This window comes from Pontibacter populi, from assembly GCF_040278685.1.
Classification (GTDB): domain Bacteria; phylum Bacteroidota; class Bacteroidia; order Cytophagales; family Hymenobacteraceae; genus Pontibacter; species Pontibacter populi.
Genome location: NZ_JBEOKT010000001.1, coordinates 1 through 19572, shown reverse-complemented (window position 1 = coordinate 19572; position 19572 = coordinate 1). Strand labels below are relative to the sequence as shown.

Annotated in this window: 14 protein-coding genes and 1 tRNA gene; 7 read left to right on the top strand and 8 right to left on the bottom strand. The window is 42.2% G+C overall.

Going from position 1 to position 19572, the window contains the following annotated elements; genetic code table 11:
- Positions 1 to 62: 62 nt before the first annotated feature.
- From hemE to ABS362_RS00065, 3 genes are all read right to left on the bottom strand, one after another.
- Entirely contained in the window at positions 63 to 1100 is a 1038-nt protein-coding gene (hemE, locus tag ABS362_RS00075) for a uroporphyrinogen decarboxylase (protein ID WP_350409927.1), read from the bottom strand.
- A 154-nt stretch (positions 1101 to 1254) separates the two neighbouring features.
- Positions 1255 to 1866 carry a hypothetical protein gene (locus tag ABS362_RS00070; protein ID WP_350409925.1) on the bottom strand — a complete coding sequence of 204 codons (612 nt, stop codon included), beginning with the start codon at positions 1864 to 1866 and terminating at the stop codon, positions 1255 to 1257.
- A 38-nt stretch (positions 1867 to 1904) separates the two neighbouring features.
- Positions 1905 to 2528 carry a MarC family NAAT transporter gene (locus ABS362_RS00065; RefSeq protein WP_350409923.1) on the bottom strand — a complete coding sequence of 208 codons (624 nt, stop codon included), beginning with the start codon at positions 2526 to 2528 and terminating at the stop codon, positions 1905 to 1907.
- Positions 2529 to 2688: 160 nt separating this feature from the next.
- Between ABS362_RS00065 and ABS362_RS00060 the strand changes: the two genes are divergently transcribed.
- Together ABS362_RS00060 and purE are read left to right on the top strand one after the other, a co-directional pair.
- A complete protein-coding gene (locus ABS362_RS00060) occupies positions 2689 to 3819 on the top strand; it encodes a 5-(carboxyamino)imidazole ribonucleotide synthase (RefSeq protein ID WP_350409921.1) in 1131 nt (376 codons plus the stop codon).
- Positions 3820 to 3822: 3 nt separating this feature from the next.
- A complete protein-coding gene (gene purE / locus ABS362_RS00055; RefSeq protein ID WP_162428828.1) occupies positions 3823 to 4350 on the top strand; it encodes a 5-(carboxyamino)imidazole ribonucleotide mutase in 528 nt (175 codons plus the stop codon).
- Positions 4351 to 4770: 420 nt separating this feature from the next.
- Here the strand turns inward: purE and clpX are convergent, their stop codons facing one another.
- Positions 4771 to 6000: an ATP-dependent Clp protease ATP-binding subunit ClpX gene (gene clpX / locus ABS362_RS00050; protein ID WP_350409919.1), complete on the bottom strand. Its 1230-nt coding sequence runs from the start codon at positions 5998 to 6000 to the stop codon at positions 4771 to 4773.
- Between the two features lie 767 nt (positions 6001 to 6767).
- Here clpX and ABS362_RS00045 point away from each other — a divergent pair.
- Positions 6768 to 11987 carry a PKD domain-containing protein gene (locus tag ABS362_RS00045; RefSeq protein WP_350409917.1) on the top strand — a complete coding sequence of 1740 codons (5220 nt, stop codon included), beginning with the start codon at positions 6768 to 6770 and terminating at the stop codon, positions 11985 to 11987.
- An 81-nt stretch (positions 11988 to 12068) separates the two neighbouring features.
- Here ABS362_RS00045 and ABS362_RS00040 read toward each other — a convergent pair whose 3' ends face one another.
- The 3 genes from ABS362_RS00040 to ABS362_RS00030 all read right to left on the bottom strand — a co-directional run bounded on the left by ABS362_RS00040 (position 12069) and on the right by ABS362_RS00030 (position 14337).
- Positions 12069 to 12767 carry a ClpP family protease gene (locus tag ABS362_RS00040; protein ID WP_350410438.1) on the bottom strand — a complete coding sequence of 233 codons (699 nt, stop codon included), beginning with the start codon at positions 12765 to 12767 and terminating at the stop codon, positions 12069 to 12071.
- Positions 12768 to 12855: 88 nt separating this feature from the next.
- Complete coding sequence (gene tig / locus ABS362_RS00035; protein WP_350409915.1) at positions 12856 to 14178, bottom strand: trigger factor; 1323 nt, start codon at positions 14176 to 14178, stop codon at positions 12856 to 12858.
- Positions 14179 to 14255: 77 nt separating this feature from the next.
- Positions 14256 to 14337, bottom strand: a tRNA-Leu gene (locus ABS362_RS00030).
- Between the two features lie 385 nt (positions 14338 to 14722).
- On the opposite strand from ABS362_RS00030, the gene ABS362_RS00025 reads away from it, so the two are divergent.
- The 4 genes from ABS362_RS00025 to ABS362_RS00010 are packed head-to-tail and all read left to right on the top strand — an operon-like array spanning position 14723 to position 19051.
- Positions 14723 to 16909 (top strand): RelA/SpoT family protein, encoded by a 2187-nt coding sequence (locus ABS362_RS00025; RefSeq protein WP_350409913.1) that lies wholly within the window; start codon positions 14723 to 14725, stop codon positions 16907 to 16909.
- 28 nt (positions 16910 to 16937) lie between these two features.
- Positions 16938 to 17432 carry a Fur family transcriptional regulator gene (locus ABS362_RS00020; RefSeq protein ID WP_350409912.1) on the top strand — a complete coding sequence of 165 codons (495 nt, stop codon included), beginning with the start codon at positions 16938 to 16940 and terminating at the stop codon, positions 17430 to 17432.
- Positions 17410 to 17760 carry an STAS domain-containing protein gene (locus ABS362_RS00015; RefSeq protein WP_350409910.1) on the top strand — a complete coding sequence of 117 codons (351 nt, stop codon included), beginning with the start codon at positions 17410 to 17412 and terminating at the stop codon, positions 17758 to 17760. The genes ABS362_RS00020 and ABS362_RS00015 overlap by 23 nt, the downstream gene beginning before the upstream one ends.
- Positions 17761 to 17767: 7 nt before the next feature.
- Positions 17768 to 19051, top strand: coding sequence for an adenylosuccinate synthase (locus ABS362_RS00010; protein ID WP_350409908.1), 1284 nt, complete (start codon positions 17768 to 17770; stop codon positions 19049 to 19051).
- A 251-nt stretch (positions 19052 to 19302) separates the two neighbouring features.
- Here ABS362_RS00010 and ABS362_RS00005 read toward each other — a convergent pair.
- On the bottom strand, positions 19303 to 19572 hold a 270-nt coding region (locus ABS362_RS00005; RefSeq protein ID WP_350409907.1), incomplete at its 5' end, for a hypothetical protein.

Genomic DNA, 19572 nt, shown 5'->3' with positions numbered 1-19572 from the left:
CTTTTATATCTATTTCTGAACTTAGAATTCCTAAACTTTATAAATCTTTAATTCTCTAACTCCTAAACTCCTAAACTGCTATATTCTTTCACCGTCTGCACAAAGCATTTTACTTTTTCGGGATCAGTGTCCGGGTATACGCCGTGGCCGAGGTTAGCAATGTGGCGCTGTGGTCCGAATTCCTTCAGCATGTTTACAGTTTCTTTCTGTATCGTTTCGAAAGAACTATAAAGCAGGCATGGGTCCATGTTGCCTTGCAGGGTTTTGTTTGGTCCTACCTGTGCTCTTGATTTAGCTACTTCCATGTTCCAGTCAAGGCCGATCGTTTCGCAGTTCAGTTTAGAGAAATCCTCTAGGGCAAAGAAGGCTCCTTTGGCAAACACCGTTACCGGCACGTTGCGGATAGCATTACAGATCTCGCTGATGTATGGCAACGAGAATTCGCGGTAATGTGCCGGCGTAAGAATACCTGCCCACGAATCGAATATCTGGATCAGGTTTGCACCAGCCTCAACCTGCGCCTGCAGGTAAGCTATAGTTGTGTCCGTGATCATGCGGAGCATCTGGTGCGCTAGTTGTGGGTTGGTATACAACATGCCACGCGCGTGCGAGAACGTTTTAGAACCGCTACCTTCCACCATGTAGGCCATAATAGTCCACGGTGCTCCGGCAAAACCGATAAGCGGCACGCGTCCGTTCAACGCTTTTTTAGTAACCTTAATGGCATCCAGAACATAATGCAAATGCTCATGCGGGTCGGCTACTCTAAGTTTTTTCAGGTCTGCTTCGGTACGTATTGTATTCGGGAACCATGGTCCGCGTTTTTCTACCATCTCGTAGGTGCAGCCCATTGCTTCAGGCACTACCAGTATATCTGAAAAGATAATGGCCGCATCTACATCCAGAATATCAACAGGTTGTATCGTTACCTCGGCGGCAAGCTCAGGTGTTTCTACCAGTTCTTTAAAACCGCTCAGACTTTCGCGTACGGCTCTGTATTCAGGTAAAATTCTGCCGGCCTGGCGCATAAGCCATACCGGTGTGCGCTCAACAGGTTCTCCTTTGGCAGCTCTAATAAGCAGGTCGTTCTTCAATTGCATGGCGCAAAGATAAGGTAAATTGCCGATTGTGTGAAGGTGATTGTTATCACCAAACTATAGGGAGTGTTTACTTGGTTTGAGTTGGAGTGGTTTGGGGAAGGTGGAACTATAGTTTTGTAATTTGGTTAAGCTGTGAAAATTATAGTTAAGACGTTCATTTCTTCAAAATAGCTATTACTAGTGCTATAATTGCAGTGATAATGGCAATGTATGTAAGGAATCTATTGTTCAATTTATTACCAATCGCTGCTTCTGCATGTTGGTTTTTGAAGCTTTGGAGCAAAATATACTCATTTTGCCATTCCTTGAGATATTCTGGATAAAGTTTAGCTGTTTGCTCTTTATAGTATTCGTAATTATCTAAGTGCGGGGCTGGTACAGGTACATAAGGCCCACTAAGACTCCTGCTTGCCCCGCAGCCTGTATAGGCATAATCAATTAATCCATCATCTTCTAATGTGGCATATATAATCCATAGGCCTTTAGTATTTGGGCTACCTGAGCAGCTATTATGAGTTTTCCCATGTATTATTTCTCCGGCCTTGATGTTTCCTTTAATTGCTTCTATGATTTTAAAAGAATACTTCTCTTCGAAGTTTTCATCTCTGGTATTAATAACTCTCTCTCCAATGAATATGATGTCACTATATTCAATGGCATTATGAACACTTTTAACACTCCATTTTCTGGTAGGGCAGTCACAGGCATAAGAGTTGTGGCTGCAACACAGTAGAACCAAGAGAATCAAACATCCTAACTTGTTCATACTTTATAAATCATGATTTCTATTGATGCACATTCTTTCTACCTCCCCGTAAAGAACAGCGCATAAATAGCCGAAACTATAAAGTTTACCCCGATAGATAAAACTATAAAACCCATGATACGCGATAGAGCCGCCAGCCCCGATTTACCCATGTAGCGCGTAAGCTGATGAGAGAAACGCAGGATGATGTAGCTAACTATAGCCAGCAGAACTATAGCTACTAATATCAGTGCCATATCCAGGTACGAAAGTGAAGTGGTATACATGGCTATACTTACCGCAATGGCTCCGGGGCCGGAAAGCATGGGCATAGCCAGTGGCGTAAACGAAATGTCTTCTTTCTGCTGGCCTTCTTCTACCACATCCGGAGAAATTTTCTTTTTGCTGCCACCTGGGGTAAGCAGTTCAAAGCCAGCCCGCATGATCATCAGGCCTCCGGCGATGCGCAGGTCGTGAATGCGGATACCAAAAAAGTTGAGCACATACTGACCTGCTAGGAAAAACACCGCCAGGATACCAACCATGTATAAACAAGCTTTCAGGGCCTGCTGGTTACGGTGCGCCGGCGTATCGTCCTGGGTAAGTGTAAGAAAGACCGGCATAGCACCGAACGGGTTTACAACAGAAAATAAAGCAGAAAAAGTGGCAAGTATGATTTCCATTAAAGTTTGTGCGGTTTCAGAAAAAGTTAAGCTATCAATATAAGGCTTTGCGTATATAAATCAAAGTCTATCTTATTGCAGCTGTATATTACTATTGTTGTGGCGGGTAGGTTTAACTATAATCCTTATTTTTGAGGAACAAACACTCAAAACCCTATCTATGAAAGGAGAAGTAAAGCTTGGTATACTGGGCGGCGGGCAGTTGGGCCGTATGCTGATGCAGGCCGGACTCGATTTTAACATCTATACCTTAGTGCTGGACCCCGACGAGAACGCGCCTTGCAAAGACATCTGCAATGAGTTTTATGTAGGCAGCTTCCGTGACTTTGACACTGTGTACGAGTTTGGTAAACAGTGCGACATACTAACTATAGAAATTGAGCACGTCAACGCAGATGCCTTGGAAAAACTGGAGCAGGAAGGCGTAAAGGTTTACCCGGATTCCCGGACTGTAAGAACTATACAGGACAAAGGTTTGCAAAAGGAGTTCTTAAGAGAGCACAACATCCCGACTTCAGACTTTAAAATACTGGCAAATAAAGTCGAACTGGAGCAGAGTATTGATTTCCTGCCGGCGTTTCAGAAGTTGCGCCGCGAAGGCTACGATGGGAGAGGAGTTACCCATGTTGCCAGCCAAGCTGATTTTGGTAAAGCCTTTGAAGAGCCAAGCGTACTGGAAAAACTGGTTGATTTTGAGAAGGAGATATCAGTTATAGTTGCCCGCAATGCAAATGGTGAAGTAACGGCTTTCCCGGTAGTAGAGCTGAGCTTTCACCCGGAGCATAATTTAGTTGATTCGCTTTTCGCGCCGGCTAATGTAGCTTATAAACTACAGCGCCATGCCATCGAGATCGCCACCCGAGTGATAGAAGCTTTTGACATGGTCGGTATACTAGCTGTAGAAATGTTCCTGACAAAAGATGGGCTGATTTTGGTAAACGAAGTAGCGCCTCGTCCGCACAACAGTGGGCACCATACTATAAAAGCAAACTATACCTCGCAGTACGAACAGCATCTGCGCGCTATTCTTAACCTGCCGTTGGGCTCAACCGAAATACAAAGTGCCGCCGTTATGCTGAACCTGCTGGGCGAACCTGGCTACGATGGTGAAGCGAAGTACGAAGGCCTGCAGGAAGCATTGGCTGTTCCCGGAGTCTACATCCATTTATATGGCAAAAAGTTTACCCGACCAGCCCGCAAAATGGGACACATTACCGTACTAGGGCAAACGATTGAAGAAGCGCAGCAGCGTGCCGAGCAAATAAAAAACGTAATAAAAGTTAAAGCATAAACTATGGCCGAGCAAACTACAAATACACAACCCTTGGTAGGTATTATCATGGGCAGCCAGTCTGATCTGAAGATAATGGATGCCGCTGCTGAAATTCTGGAAACACTGGGCGTACCTTACGAACTAACTATAGTTTCGGCGCACCGCACCCCACACCGCATGTTTGAGTACGCCGAGCAAGCCCGCAAAAAAGGCTTGAAAGTAATCATAGCCGGAGCCGGTGGCGCAGCGCATTTGCCTGGTATGGTGGCTTCGCTAACTACACTTCCGGTAATTGGTGTGCCCGTAAAATCAAGTAACTCTATAGATGGCTGGGATTCTGTGCTTTCTATACTGCAGATGCCTGGTGGCGTGCCTGTAGCTACTGTAGCGTTGGATGGTGCTTTGAATGCTGGTATACTGGCCGCTCAGATAATCGGAACTACAAATGCCGCCGTAGCGGATAAACTGGAGAAATATAAATCAGGGTTGAAAGATAAAGTGATGCGCTCTGTGGATGAGCTGAAACGCGGCGACCGGGACCTGGATTAGAAGTTCATATCAGAACAGACGAAAGATGGCGTAAGTGTCCACGCCCGTGTCGAATTATAGTTGGGTCTCTGGCCCAGTTGATAAATTTCTGCAATCGTAAATCATCCCCCTACCCCCTTTGAAGGGGGTAGGGGGATGATAACTCAGGAGAGCAAACTATAGATCATAGTTTCTATTTGCTGTTCAGGACATCCTTCTCCGGAACTTAGGCAGCTACGGACTTCCTGGTCCGCGTTATGCGTGAAACGGGGATTAGGAAATCCCCGGCAGATTGCTTTCGGACTTGGAAGTCCGAAAGAGCTATAGTTTACAATGGCAGCCCTCGCTCGTGTCCCGGATTAAGCAGCTATACCCTATAAAACAAAGATCCCCGATAGCCTAAACTACCGGGGATCTTCGTTTTTCAACTATAAGTAAGCTCTATGCTACTTTCAATTTCTTCAGGCTTGATTTTTCGAACTTCTCACGGGCATAATCACCTGTTATAAGCAGATCGTGTGTTCCTTCTTCTGATGGCAGGTCGAACATAGCATCTGTCATAATACCTTCGCAGATAGAACGCAGGCCACGGGCACCAAGCTTATATTCTGCCGCTTTTTCTACAATGTATTCCAACGCACCTTCATCAAAGCTCAGGTTAATGTTTTCCATCTCGAACAGGCGCTTGTACTGTTTCACAATAGAATTCTTAGGCTCCAGTAAGATCAGTCTCAGCGTTTCTTTGTCAAGCGGGTCAAGGTGCGTTAATACTGGCAGACGACCAATAAGCTCAGGTATCAGACCAAAGTTTTTCAGGTCCTGTGCTGATAAATAACGCAGGAAGTTTTCACCTTCTTCGTTATCGTCCTGCTTCGATTTAGAGAAACCAATAGGGCGGGTATTCAAACGGTTTTTGATCAGTCTGTCGATACCCACAAAGGCACCACCGCAAATAAACAGGATGTTCTCTGTATTTACCGTGATCATTTTCTGTTCAGGGTGCTTGCGTCCGCCTTGTGGTGGCACGTTTACTACAGTACCTTCCAGCAATTTAAGTAAGGCCTGCTGCACACCTTCGCCGCTCACGTCGCGGGTTATAGATGGGTTATCGCTCTTGCGGGCAATCTTGTCAATCTCATCAATATAAACGATACCACGCTCTGCGGCTTCCACATTATAGTCTGCCGCCTGCAATAAACGGGTCAATATGCTTTCTACGTCTTCACCTACATAACCAGCTTCGGTCAGTACAGTAGCATCAGCAATACAGAAAGGAACCTGCAGGATGCCGGCCATCATACGGGCCAGGTAGGTTTTACCTGTACCGGTTTCGCCAACCATAATAATGTTCGATTTCTCGATCACTACTTCTTCTGCTTCCCCTTCGCTGTGCTGCATCAGGCGCTTATAGTGGTTATACACCGCCACCGACATTACTTTCTTCGCATCATCCTGGCCTACCACAAACTGGTCGAGATACGTTTTCATCTCGCGTGGCTTCATCAGGTTAAACTTAGGGCTGCGGCTATTCGCTCTGATCTTGTTTTCTTCGTTCAGTATCTGTTGAGCTTGCCCGATACATCTGTCGCAGATATGCGCGTTTATGCCGGAGATCATTACTGATACATCCTTCTTGTTCTTGCCGCAAAATGAGCACGTAATTTCAGCCATAAGTATAAATTGATCCGGGGAATTCAGAGCGAATATTTCCTCGCTCAAAACAAAGGTACAAAATTGGAAGTTTAATAAAACATAAAAAAATTAAGGCAGCCTTGGCAAAACGCTCAAAAATACCCTAAAAATTAAATTATTTATATTACTCTATTTTTGCTTAAAGGTTTGATCTATAGTTTGTTATACGGTTAAGGTATCCACATGTGCCTGTTGATAAATTGTTTGAGATTCTTTCACTTTTCAGCCAAGGCTATAGTTTACTACCCACAAAGCAACTATAAACTATAAACCCACTCCGGTTTTACGAAGTGGGTTTATAGTTTATAGTTGCTTTGCGGGTAAAAGAATTACTGTTTCTTGCGGCATAGCAACTGGATAGCCTTACAATCAAATCATATACTAACTTTCTATAACTGAGTTATTACCAAAGCGTGTAAAGAGTTACTTTATATTTTAACTTTCTTATATTTGATTGTTCTAATATAAAAACAAACTTTTAGCCAACCTTCTCTTTTATGAGGTCCGTATTTTTGCGCGTTTTAATAATTGGTATCTTATCAATTTATACCTTATCAGGTGCTTTTGCTCAATGGACGAGTCAGCCTTCGCCAATTCCTTATTCTATTCAGTCTGTTCAGATAATTGACGAGAGTATCTCATTCCTAGGAACGAGTGATGGAATTTACAGAACAAATGATGGGGGTACAACCTGGAAGCGCTTTCGGTTACAGCCCAATACAGTTGACTCGCTTTATTTAGAGACTATGGTGCAGCATCAGATTAATTTTTTTGATGCTAATGTTGGGATATCTGCGGGCTGGAGCCTTTTTAACTATGGTATAATTTTAAAGACAGTTAACGGAGGTATCGACTGGAAGATTGTACACATGGGGCCTCAACTGGGTGAGAAGTTCGATATCACCTATAATGATATTGAATTTGTGAATAGTAAAGTCGGCTATGTTGCAGGTTCAAAAGGTACTGTGATGAAAACCATAGATGCCGGTGATACATGGAATAGTGTTTATGTTCCACTGCCAGCTGCTGAGGTAGAGGGCAGTTACTTCGGAACTGTTGCCTTTCTCGATGAACTAACAGGATTTGTAGCCGGTACGGGGATTTACAAAACACAGGATGGAGGTAAAACGTGGAATAAACTAGCAACTTCTTTTGGCTATCAAGATGTGTTTTTTTATGACCTGCATTTTTTTGATGCAAACAACGGAGTAGCTGCCTTAAACATACCTCAGTTCTCTAATTTCGAGGATCTCCCATTGTATAAAACAACTGATGGTGGCTTAACATGGGCCCCGGTACAGCAGCCGGGAGTTAGATACGAGAGTTCAGGAGGTAATGTAGTAAGGGATTTATATTTTACAGACAGGCTAAATGGATATGCTATAGGAGATAATATAGCCTGGAAGACAATAGACGGAGGAGAAAATTGGGAGAGCCTGAACTTTATACCTCCTACAAGCTTACTTAAAATGAATGTATGGGAGGGTAAAAAAGGTATGATGGTAGGGGATAGAGGTAAAATTTATGGCTCAACTAATTTTAATGAAGTAACAAAACCTATATCTCGTTTCACACTACCAGCTATACAAAATTACTGCCCTAACACAGCCTATACATTCCAGAACAAAGGACCACAGCATTACACTTATAAATGGTATGTAAATAATACGCTAGTTTCAACAGACTACAACCTGACCACTACCTTTGAACCAAATAAAGATAATGAAGTAAAGTTAGTGGCAGAGAACAAGGGAATTACTGATTTCTCTGTAAAGTATGTCAGAACTGAGCCTGAAAGAGTATTTCAAAAGTTTAGTTTCGCTTACCCGGCACCAGAACCTTTATATTGTCAACAAACTTCAATAAGTGTCAGAATTAACGGAGTTCCAAATTTAAATTATTACGATGGCGATAGGGGCAGGTATGAATTATGGGCTGAAGGAAAGTTGATAGAAATTATTGAAAGTACGGCATCATCAATAGCCTTTAAACCTTCTTTGCTTGATAAGACAACAACTTATACAGTAAAAGCTAATATTCAGACACGATGTAAAAGCTACACCCAAGAGGAACTCATAACCTACAATTTTGCCCCTATACCGGATCAGACTCTGGAAGTTCAGGAGATGGAAGATATTGTTTGCCCCAGTAGTACCGATAGATTTGAGTTTAAGATCAAAAACTCACAGATAGGCTTTAAATACGCAGTTAAGCGTACCAATTCTCCAGATGAAACAGTTTTTGATGACGCTTATGATGGTAATGGTGGAGATTTAATTATAAAGACACTTTACACTGGGGGTACTAAATACGGTGCCGCAACCTTAGGCGGTAGACAAGAAATAACAGTATATGCCTGGTATAACCAGTGTAATAGCTACTATGCTAAGCCTTTACATGATAAAGCTATTATTCAGACAAGTGACTTCAACTTAAAGATTGATGTTCAGAAAAATCAGCTTTTAGTAAATGAACAGTTAAAAGTCAATAATCTCTCGGTTGCCGATGTATTTAAGTGGACTATTACTGATGGGACAAAAGTAACAGAGTACGACACTCCTCAATTACCAGACATTTCATTTAGTACACCAGGTGTCAAAATTGTTAAATTGTTTATCAGCAAACATGAAAAATGTGTTGATAGTGTAAAATTTGAAGTAGTTGTTGGAAATATCGCACCAACTACAACGTTGGCAACCTGTTCTGAAGACGATGTTTCTCTTGGTGAAGGTCATATAAATGAATCCATAAATTATGGAAGTATAAGTGGCGTTATAGCTAGCCATGAAGATAAAGATGGTTTTTTGTATGTTACTGGTAGCCATAAGACACGCTTTTTCCTAAGCAAATTTGATAGTTCTGGTAAGTTAATTTGGAATAAGTTTCATTATGATGGCGACTATTATGGTAGTTCTATGGGATCTACTCTTATATCCGACGATGAAGGTAATATCTACGTTGGAGGATCTTATAGTACAAAATCCTTCAAGTTAGACTCTGTATTTGCACCATATGATTACCCTATAAAATGGGCTTCATTCCTTTTAAAAATTAATAGAGAAGGTAAAACAGAATGGATAATTAAAGTAGCAGTTCCAGGTAATCACTATAGTAAAGGTATTCAGAATCATATCACTGATCTAGCGATAGATAAAAGCCAGAATGTTTATGCAGTATTTAATAGCACTCTAAATGTACATCTTAATTTTCCTGATGGGACTGTACAGGAGGGAATATACTTTGATGATCAGGGTAAGCCCCAATTAAAGAATGAAGAATACCCTGTATTTCTGCTAAAAACAAATAAGGAAGGCAAAAATTTGGGCACAACTGTATTAATAGATAACCAACTTTATGCTGGATGGAATTACTCAGAAATAAACTTTAGCAATACGTGGTGGACATACAGAACTGACCCTCAAGTTGAAATCGGAGATGATAATAAGATGTATATTGTTGGTAGCAGAAGAGTTACAACCGATAACGAGCTAAAAATAGGCAACTATACTATACCCGGTAAAAGCGAGTTCTTGCAAAAGTATCCTGACGGAGGTAGACAAGGGTATGTAGCTGTTATGAATTTAAATTCTGGTAATGTAGAAAAGGCATTTAATACATACTTTCACGAAAATACAGCTTATGATTTGGGAATGCATAATAGATGGGAATTTGACAGGGTACCATTTACGTTAATACCTAACGGTATCGTAATTGGCTATAGTTGGAATCCCTTTTATAAATCTGATAAATTTAATAATTCAGAGCGCATAGATGATAGATTTAAAAAACACATAGCTGCTAATGAGATTATAGTTGAGGATTCAATTTATAATAATATTTATAGAGGCTCCTTAATGGCTGCTTACGATTGGAGTGGTAATAATCTCTGGACCACAACATCTCATAATACATATATTAATGATTATTACTACGACACTAACTCGGCAAAAATACTAGCATTTGCCACTTTAGATAGCTTGAGCATGATAGGTTCTTCCAATGCTTCTGTATTTCATAAAGTAGAAAACCAAAAAACTAAATCTGTAACCTTATTATCTTATTCCCCAAATGGAGAATTGTTAAAAGTCTCACAGCCTCAAGATCAAGCTACTAATGCTGTTGCTTATACTATGGCGGTTGGCAAATGCTCAAACTTATATTTAATTTCTGGAGAATTAGGGCAAAATCATTTACGTTACTATAATACTTTAAGAACAACAGAAACGAAAATCAGATCAGTTGCTTTAGATGGGAAATGTAAAAATGTTAAAGCAATTACAGTCCCATTTACACAAAAATATATATGCAAAGGTGAGTCTATACAACTACGTATAGATGGGCCAGATATACTTAATGTAACTTGGTCCCCTGCTGCTAGTTTAAATGATCCTAGAAGCTTAACACCTACAGCAACTCCAACGGTATCTACTACTTACTTTGCTAAAATAGAAACTGCTGATGGGTGCTCCATAACACGAGCTATTCGAATAGATATTGACGAACCACTTGAAATCCCAGATAAGTTTATAGTTGTTTCAGATAGAGTTTATTTGAAAAGCTTTACATTTTTATTCCCTGAGGTAAAAGGTGGTAAGCGTTATGAGTTCGAATGGACATTCCATGACGGCATTAAGAGATACAAAACAGTTTATCATGATTTTCCTAGTGAAGGTACATACACTGTTTCTTTAAGGATCTGGAATGAGTGTACTGAAAAAACTATAACCCAGCAGATTAAGGTGCCTTGTACAGCCGCGCCAGTTCCTACTGCTGGCATCAGTGTTTTGCGGAATGGTTCTGAGGTTGCTTTCAAGCTTACAAATCCGAAAGATGTTGAGACAGTATTTTGGGAGTTTGGGGATGGAAGTACCAGTACCGAGTTAGAGCCTGTGCACACGTATATATTTGACAGGTCTTATAATGTTAGACTTACCATTAGAAGCGCCTGTTACGAGAATGTTTATTATAAAACGATAAGCGCCACTTGCCCAACAGTTAATGCCGTACTTCAAAAACAGGTAAACCGGCAGCAAGTTAATTTCTGGGTAACCGGTATTACACCTGATCAGATTATAAAATGGTCCTTCAGCGATGGTGCTGAATCTACAGAGAAGCAACCTGTTCATACTTTTAAAGAACCAGGAAAGTATTCAGCTACGCTTCTGATTCAATATGAATGTGGTACCACAACCCGAACTATAGATGTTGAGGTTACCTGTAGTAACCTTTCAACAGACTTTAATACCACAATAGATAGGGCTAACGTTAAATTTATACCACCAGTTAACGCAAGTGCTGTAACCTATGAATGGGATTTTGGGGATGGAGTTAAGAGTATAGAAGCATCTCCGGAACACATTTATAAACAGTCTGGTAATTACCTGGTGTTGCTGAAACTTACAGATGCATGCGGGCCAGTTACATTTAGCAAAACTATCACAGTTTGTGCAGCAACTGCATTTGCTGACTTTACATTTACAATTGACAAATCTGATAGCCATGTCGTGTCTTTCAGGCCTAGTACTTTACAAGCAGGAGCTACTTACCTATGGGATTTCGGTGACGGTACAACAAGCACTCAAGCTACACCTCAGCATAGATATGCAGCTACAGGCTCATATAATGTTTGTTTAACTACAACCTTCTCTTGTAGCACAAACACTAAATGCCAGGAAGTAAATATGCCTACTGCTATAGTTGATGATGTCAATAATAAGTTACTGTTGATTTATCCGAATCCTGCTAATGAAATGCTATACTTTGATATTGCACCGGAGATTATAAATACTGTAGAAGGTATGACAGTGCATGATGCATTAGGTAGGGAAGTGTTAACTAAGACAGGCAAAAGCTTAGCAATAACCAAAATGATTGATATAAGTGAACTGAGCACGGGCTCTTATTACATTAGGCTTAAGATTAAGAGAGGCGACTACATCATTAAAAAGTTTGTAGTGCAGCATTAGTAAGCTTATAGTATTTATTAACAAAAAAACCACCCTGGCTAACCAGCGTGGTTTTTTTTGTTTTATAGTTGGTTAAACGTGTTACTGCTTCTTACGAACCAATACCTCATCAATCAAACCAAACTCTTTTGCTTCTTCGGCACGCATCCAGTAGTCACGCTCCGAGTTGTCGTAAATATCCTGGTACGATTTACCTGAATGCGAAGCTAAGATCTCATATAGTTCCTTCTTCAGTTTCAGGATCTCGCGCGCTGTGATCTCGATATCAGTTGCCTGGCCTTGTGCACCACCCATTGGCTGGTGAATCATAACGCGTGAGTGAGGAAGGGCAGAACGCTTGTCTTTAGCGCCGCCAGCCAGCAATACAGCTCCCATACTTGCAGCCAGACCAGTACAGATCGTTGCCACATCAGGGTTTACATATTGCATGGTGTCGTAAATACCAAGACCGGCATATACCGAACCACCCGGCGAGTTAATATATAAAAGAATGTCTTTCTTCGCATCCGCCGACTCCAGGAACAGCAACTGGGCTGTGATGATGTTAGCAATAAAATCATCTACCTGCGTGCCCAGGAATATAATACGGTCCATGATCAGGCGTGAGAAAACGTCGATCTCACGGAAGTTGGTAGGGCGTTCCTCAATTACCGAGCGCGTCATGCTCTCGATGTTGTGCATTGCCTTTCCTTCTATGTGATGGATATATTGGTCTACGCCCAGCCCGCTCAGGCCCTGGCCTTTTACAGCGAATTTGCGGAACTCGTCTTTGTTAAACATCATAGTTGTTTGTGTTACGGTTTTGTCAAAAATAAAAAAGTCCTTTAAAACTAAAGGACTTTTTTGATAATATATTACTTGATCGTCTTTAGAACGATAAGTTTCTGAAGTCCTCTGCAGAGATTGATTTCTCTACAACAGTCATCTTTTCTTTTAGTTTAGCGAGCACCTTCTCGGCCAGCAATTGCTCGTACTCATTAATGTAGTTACGGCCGTTGTCCTGCTGCAGATACTGCTGTGCATAGTTGTTCATGCTCTCAGCCAGTTCTTCTGGTATTTCAGGCATGTTAAACTGCGCCATCATCTTTTCTTTCGTGCTGCTTACAACTTCATCGTTGCTCACTTTCAGCTCGTTCTCTTCCACAACCTTGTTCTTGATCATCGACCACTTCAACTCCTTGGTGTATTTGTCAAAGTTTTCTTCGATCTGCTCAGTTGTTAAACGGCCTTCGTTTGTAACCTGTAACCAGCGCTTAAAGAAATCAGCAGGAATATCAACAGCTACGTTGTCAACCAGTGTATCGATGATATTGCGGTTAAGCACGTTATCGGCTTCACGGTCGTAGTTCTCTTTTATAGTTTCACGGATCTTCGCATCAAACTCTTCTTCCGTAGTTACTGCGTCTTTACCGAAAAGCTTATCGAAAAGTTCTTGATTTAACTCAGCTTCTTCTGTGCGGTTGATCTTCTCTACAGTAAATTCAAACTCACCGTTCAGGTCAGCAGTTACTTCTTTGCTTAAACCGGTTACGTGTGCAAGGGCAGCATTGTCATCACCGAAAGCCTTACGGATATCGAATTTAATAACATCACCAGCTTTTACACCAACAAACTGCTCTTTGCCAGCAACTACACGGTTAGTCGGGATCAGGGTCTTAGACTCGAACTCACCATCAACCTGCTTCAGGTCGCCATAAATAAAATCACCTTCTTCTGATGTTTCAGGGTTCGTGGTTTTACCGAACTGGCGCTTAATGTTCTCGTAAGCCTCTTCAATTGTTTTCTGGTCAAGTTCAATTGCGTAACCGTCTACGCTCTTATCCAACGGAAGGTTGAAGTCAGGCAGTAAACCTACAGCATACGTAAATTCGAAATCTTTCTGGGTATCCCAGTCAATGTTAGACTGGCTTGGCTCCGGAAGTGGTTCGCCCAGTAGCTTTACATCATTTTCCTTAATGTATTTAGAGATCTCTTCCTGAAGCAATTTGTTGATCTGCTCTACCAGGATGCTCTTGCCATACATCTTTTTAACAAGGCCGGCAGGCACTTTACCCGGTCTGAAACCTTTGATCTGTGCTTTTTTGCTGAATTCCTTTACCTGCTGGTCTACTTTAGAAGCGTAATCTGCTTCTTCCAGAACCACCTTCAGTTGCGCATTAGTGCTGTCGGTTTGGTTTAATGTAATATTCAAGGCTATAAAATTTTAATTTGGTACATCCTGTAATAACAAACCCCCAACATGACTGCTGAGGGTTTATTGTTTTGTTGTGCGGATGGAGGGACTCGAACCCCCATGCCTCGCAGCGCTAGATCCTAAGTCTAGTGCGTCTACCAATTTCGCCACATCCGCATAATGTGTGCTTGTTTGTAATGATGATGCAAAATTACAACGCAGATTCTTATTTGCAATACCTGCTTCAAAAAAAAGTCAATTATTTTTAAGAGCAAATAGGTAACATGTTAATTCTGTTTTATTTAGAGCGAAATAAAATTTTTAAACTATAGTTCGGTCCCTGTCAACGGCAAAGCTTTAAGTTATTCATCAACTATAACTATAGTCTGGGGTAGGGGTATTTATTACTATACCATGCAGCTTTTGGCCGCTCCTATTGAAAGCAGCTATTTATCCTGTATATTTGAAACTTAGTATGGCAACCACTGTTTTATACTTATATAAGGTAAGTGAGTACGCCTGCATAGTGGATACCCGCTTTTTCTGATACCCTACTAGTACTATGATCGATCCGGAAGCAGAACGCAAAGAGATCTTACGACTTTACAGAAGATTACTGAGGCATGCCAAGCCTTTTTTAAAGGACAACGACGCCAAAATAATTAAGAAAGCCTTCAATACATCGGTTGAGGCGCATAAAGACATGCGTCGTAAATCCGGTGAGCCTTATATCTATCACCCGATTGCAGTTGCCCAGATAGCAGTAGAAGAAATTGGTCTGGGTACAACGTCTATAGTTGCCGCCCTGCTCCACGATGTGGTGGAAGATACCGAAATGGAGATAGAGGATGTGGAGCGTGACTTCGGACCAAGTGTGGCGCGTATCATCGAAGGGTTGACCAAGATCTCCGGTGTTTTCGACTATGGCTCTTCGCAGCAGGCCGAGAACTTCCGTAAAATGCTGCTTACCCTTAGCGACGATGTTCGGGTTATACTGGTAAAGCTGGCCGACCGCCTGCACAACATGCGTACCCTGGATAGCATGCCGCGCCACAAGCAACTCAAGATTGCATCTGAAACCATGTACCTGTATGCGCCACTTGCGCATCGCTTGGGTTTATATGCTATCAAATCAGAGCTAGAAGATTTATATTTAAAATATACCGATACCGCTACCTATAAGGATATATCAAACAAGATCCGTCAGACACGTAGCGCTCGTAGTAAGTTTATTAAAGATTTTATTGCGCCTATTGAAGAAGAACTGGACAAGCATGGCTTTAAATTTAACATCAAAGGCCGGCCAAAGTCTATTTACTCTATCCTTAAAAAGATAAAGAAACAGAACATTTCGTTTGAAGAGGTGTACGACCTGTTTGCGATACGCATTACCCTGGATGTGCCCGTTGAGAATGAGAAAGCAGCGTGCTGGCAGGTATACTCTATTATTACAGACTTTTACCAGCCTAACCCGGACCGCCTCCGCGACTGGGTAAATACACCAAAAGCTAACGGCTACGAATCGCTGCATACAACGGTAATGAGTAAGTCGGGGCAGTGGGTAGAGGTACAGATCCGTACCAAGCGTATGGATGAGATCGCGGAGCGTGGTTACGCGGCGCACTGGAAATATAAAGATGGGCCGGGTTCAGAATCTGGCCTGGAACAATGGATAAACAAGGTGCGCGATATGCTGGAGAACAACACCGGCAACGCCCTTGAGTTTATGGATGAGTTCCGCAAAAACCTTTTCGTGGAGGAGGTGTTTGTATTTACGCCGAAAGGTGAGCTGATCATTCTGCCGGATAAAGCTACTGCTCTCGATTTTGCCTTTGAGATACATAGCCAGATCGGACTACAGTGCCTTGGGGCAAAAGTAAACCAGAAACTGGTACCACTTAGTTACAGGCTCTATAACGGCGACCAGGTAGAGATCCTGACATCTCAAAAACAAAAACCTAACGAAGAGTGGCTAAACTATGCAGTAACATCAAAAGCACGGGCCCGCATAAAAGAAGCACTTCGCGAAGAGCGTAAACATAAAACAGAGCAGGGTAAAATTCTGCTCGATAAGCGGTTGTCTCAACTTAAGATAGCGGATAACCAGGCAAACCTGAACAAGTTAATGGCTTTCTTTAATGTGCCATCGGTTCATGATTTGCACTACAGGCTGGCAACCGGCCATATTGATTCAAAGAACATTAAAGAGGTTATCTTTACTGCCACCGCCGAAAAAGGAAGCTCTACCCTGGACCCGAAAAGCTTTGACAGGGAAGTACAGAAAATTCGTGGTGTAAACTCGGATATGTTGGTGATAGGGGAGAACACCTCTAACATGAACTATAAAATAGCCAGCTGCTGTAACCCGATACCAGGCGATGATGTGTTTGGCTTCGAGACCGGCGACGAAGATATTGAGATACACCGTACCAACTGCCAGCGTGCTATCGAACTGATGTCGAACTATGGCAACCGCGTGGTTAGGGCAAAATGGACAGATCAGAAAGAACTGGCCTTCCTGGCAGGCATTCGTATTAAGGGTACTGATAGGGTAGGTCTGGTAAACGACTTAACACGTATTATATCGAACAGCTTACGGGTAAACATGCGTTCTATAACTATAGATTCGCACGACGGAATTTTTGAAGGGAATATTATGGTGTTCGTAAATGATACCGGCCATCTGGATAAACTGATACAGCGCATGGGAAAAGTGAACGGTATTTTAACTGTAGAACGTTTCGACTAAGGCTGTCAGCAAACTATAAAACAAGCATATGGCATTAAATGCAATAAAATTTGAAGAGGTAAAGAAGATTTTTACCGCCTACCTGGAGAGCAAAGGGCTGCGCAAAACGCCGGAGCGCTACGCTATCCTGGAAGAGATTTATTCGCGCGACGGTCATTTTGATGTGGAGTCGCTTTATATAAGTATGAAAAACAAGAACTACCAGGTAAGCCGGGCTACTGTTTATAACACCCTCGACCTGCTGGTAGAAAACGACCTGGTAAGCAAGCACCAGTTTGGCCGTAACCTGGCGCAATATGAAAAATCATATGGCTACCGCCAGCACGACCACGTGATCTGTACGGAATGCCATAAAGTGGTAGAGTTTTGCGACCCGCGCGTACATCAGATCCAAACTATGGTGGGCGAACTACTAAATTTTCATATCTTGCACCATTCTCTAAACCTTTACGGTATTTGCGGCGATTGCCGCGCCAAAAAAGCGACTACAGAGCAAAAACATGAAGTACCAGACAGAGCTTAAAGATGATGTGCTATTTGTACGGCTGGAGGGCGACCTTGTAGTCGGTAAAGATACGCAACAGATGATAGATGAAGTGGATGGGCTACAGGATGGTAAAGTTTTTCTTTGTGCTGTCGATCTCTCTAAGGTAAGGTTTATGGATAGCAGTGGTATGGGCGTGCTTGTATCGTTGCTTACCAAGTTCAGGAACAGGGGTGGGGAGCTCGTGCTCATTAAACCATCAGAACATATCCGCAAGCTGCTGATCGTTACAAAGCTTAATGCTATTTTCACGATAGCCGAAAATGACGATTACGCAGCACAATTCTTAAAAGAGTCAATTTACTAACACTTAAATGGCAGTTGATATTTTATTAGGTCTGCAGTGGGGCGACGAAGGCAAAGGCAAAATCGTTGACGTACTGGCACCCACCTATGACATTGTAGCCCGTTTCCAGGGAGGTCCGAATGCAGGACATACATTAGAGTTTGAAGGCACCAAGCATGTGCTGCACCAGATCCCATCCGGAATTTTCCACCCGCACATTCAGAATATTATTGGCAATGGCGTAGTGCTGGATCCAATTGTGTTCCGCATCGAGATGCAGAAATTACAGGACCGTGGTGTAGATGCAGCCAAAAACCTGTACATCTCTAAAAAAGCGTCGCTCATTCTTCCTTCGCACAAAGTTTTAGATAGAGTATCTGAAGAAGCATTGGGCAGTGGCAAGATTGGTTCTACTTTAAAAGGAATAGGCCCGACCTACCAGGATAAGATTGGTCGTGTGGGCTTACGTGTAGGAGATATACTGGCTGCTGATTTTAATGATCGTTACAACAAGCTGGTTGAGCGTCATCGCAAAACGGTTGAGTTCTATGGCCAGTCACTGGATGTAAGTGAGCAGGAAAAACTATTCTTTGAGGCTGTAGATTACCTGCGTACCTTAAAACTGGTTGATACAGAATATATGATCAATGATGCCCTTCAAAGCGGAAAACGTATTCTGGCTGAAGGTGCTCAAGGTTCTTTACTGGATATTGATTTCGGGACTTATCCTTTTGTAACATCTTCCACAACTATGGTAGCTGGTGCCTGCACAGGGTTGGGAGTTGCTCCAAAATATATCGGTGAAGTATACGGTATTTTTAAAGCATACTGTACCCGCGTAGGTAGTGGCCCTTTCCCGACAGAGTTATTAAACGAAGAAGGAGAAGCTATACGCCAGGCAGGTCGTGAGTTTGGTTCTACAACCGGACGTCCGCGCCGTTGTGGTTGGGTAGATCTGCCAACACTTAAATATAGTATCATGCTGAACGGGGTTACCCAGCTAAACATGATGAAGGCTGATGTACTGACAGACTTCGATACTATAAAAGTATGCACGCACTATAAATTAGCATCAGGTGAGATAACCGACCGGTTGCCACACTCGCTGGATGAAGCAGGCTTAGAGCCTATCTATGAAGAGCTGCCAGGGTGGAGAGTGGACTTGAATAAAATAGATTCCACAGAGGATCTGCCTGAAGCCTTCAAGAATTACCTTACTTATATAGAGTCGCATCTAAATGTGCCAATAACTATAGTTTCAGTAGGGCCAGATAGAAAGAGTACCTTAAAAAGAGAAACTGAGAAAGTTTAAGTTTATATAATTACAATAAGAAAGGCTCCTATAAAAGGGAGCCTTTCTTATTTGGAGTTGGTTTGATCAACATACATGTAAGTATATGAGCTTGATACCTGTTTTTGACAATAAGTTTTAAAGCCAGCAAATTGTAATGTTTGTTAAAGATCATTAGCTCATAATTAAAACAGACATGGCGGAAAGCAATTCTGCTAATTCAGTAGTAAACTAACAACAGCTGTAAAATTTTAGCTTTCACTTTCAGTTACTTAGGGGTTGGCATATAAAATCTTTGCTTTGGGTGCTTGCAGGCTAAAAAAGGATTTGTACTTTTGCATCCCGTTCAGCAGGAAGGGAAGCGAAGTTGGAAAGGAGGGGAGCAGGCATCGAACGGGACATAAAACCCTTCTATAGCTGCAGCAGCTACGATTCAGCTGGCTGGTCTTCCGGGAAAAACTTCTAAAATATTTTTCTTTCACTGCTTGCAAACATCGCCTGAATGGTGTTACCTTTGCAACCCGGTTCAGCAGCAGGCTGAC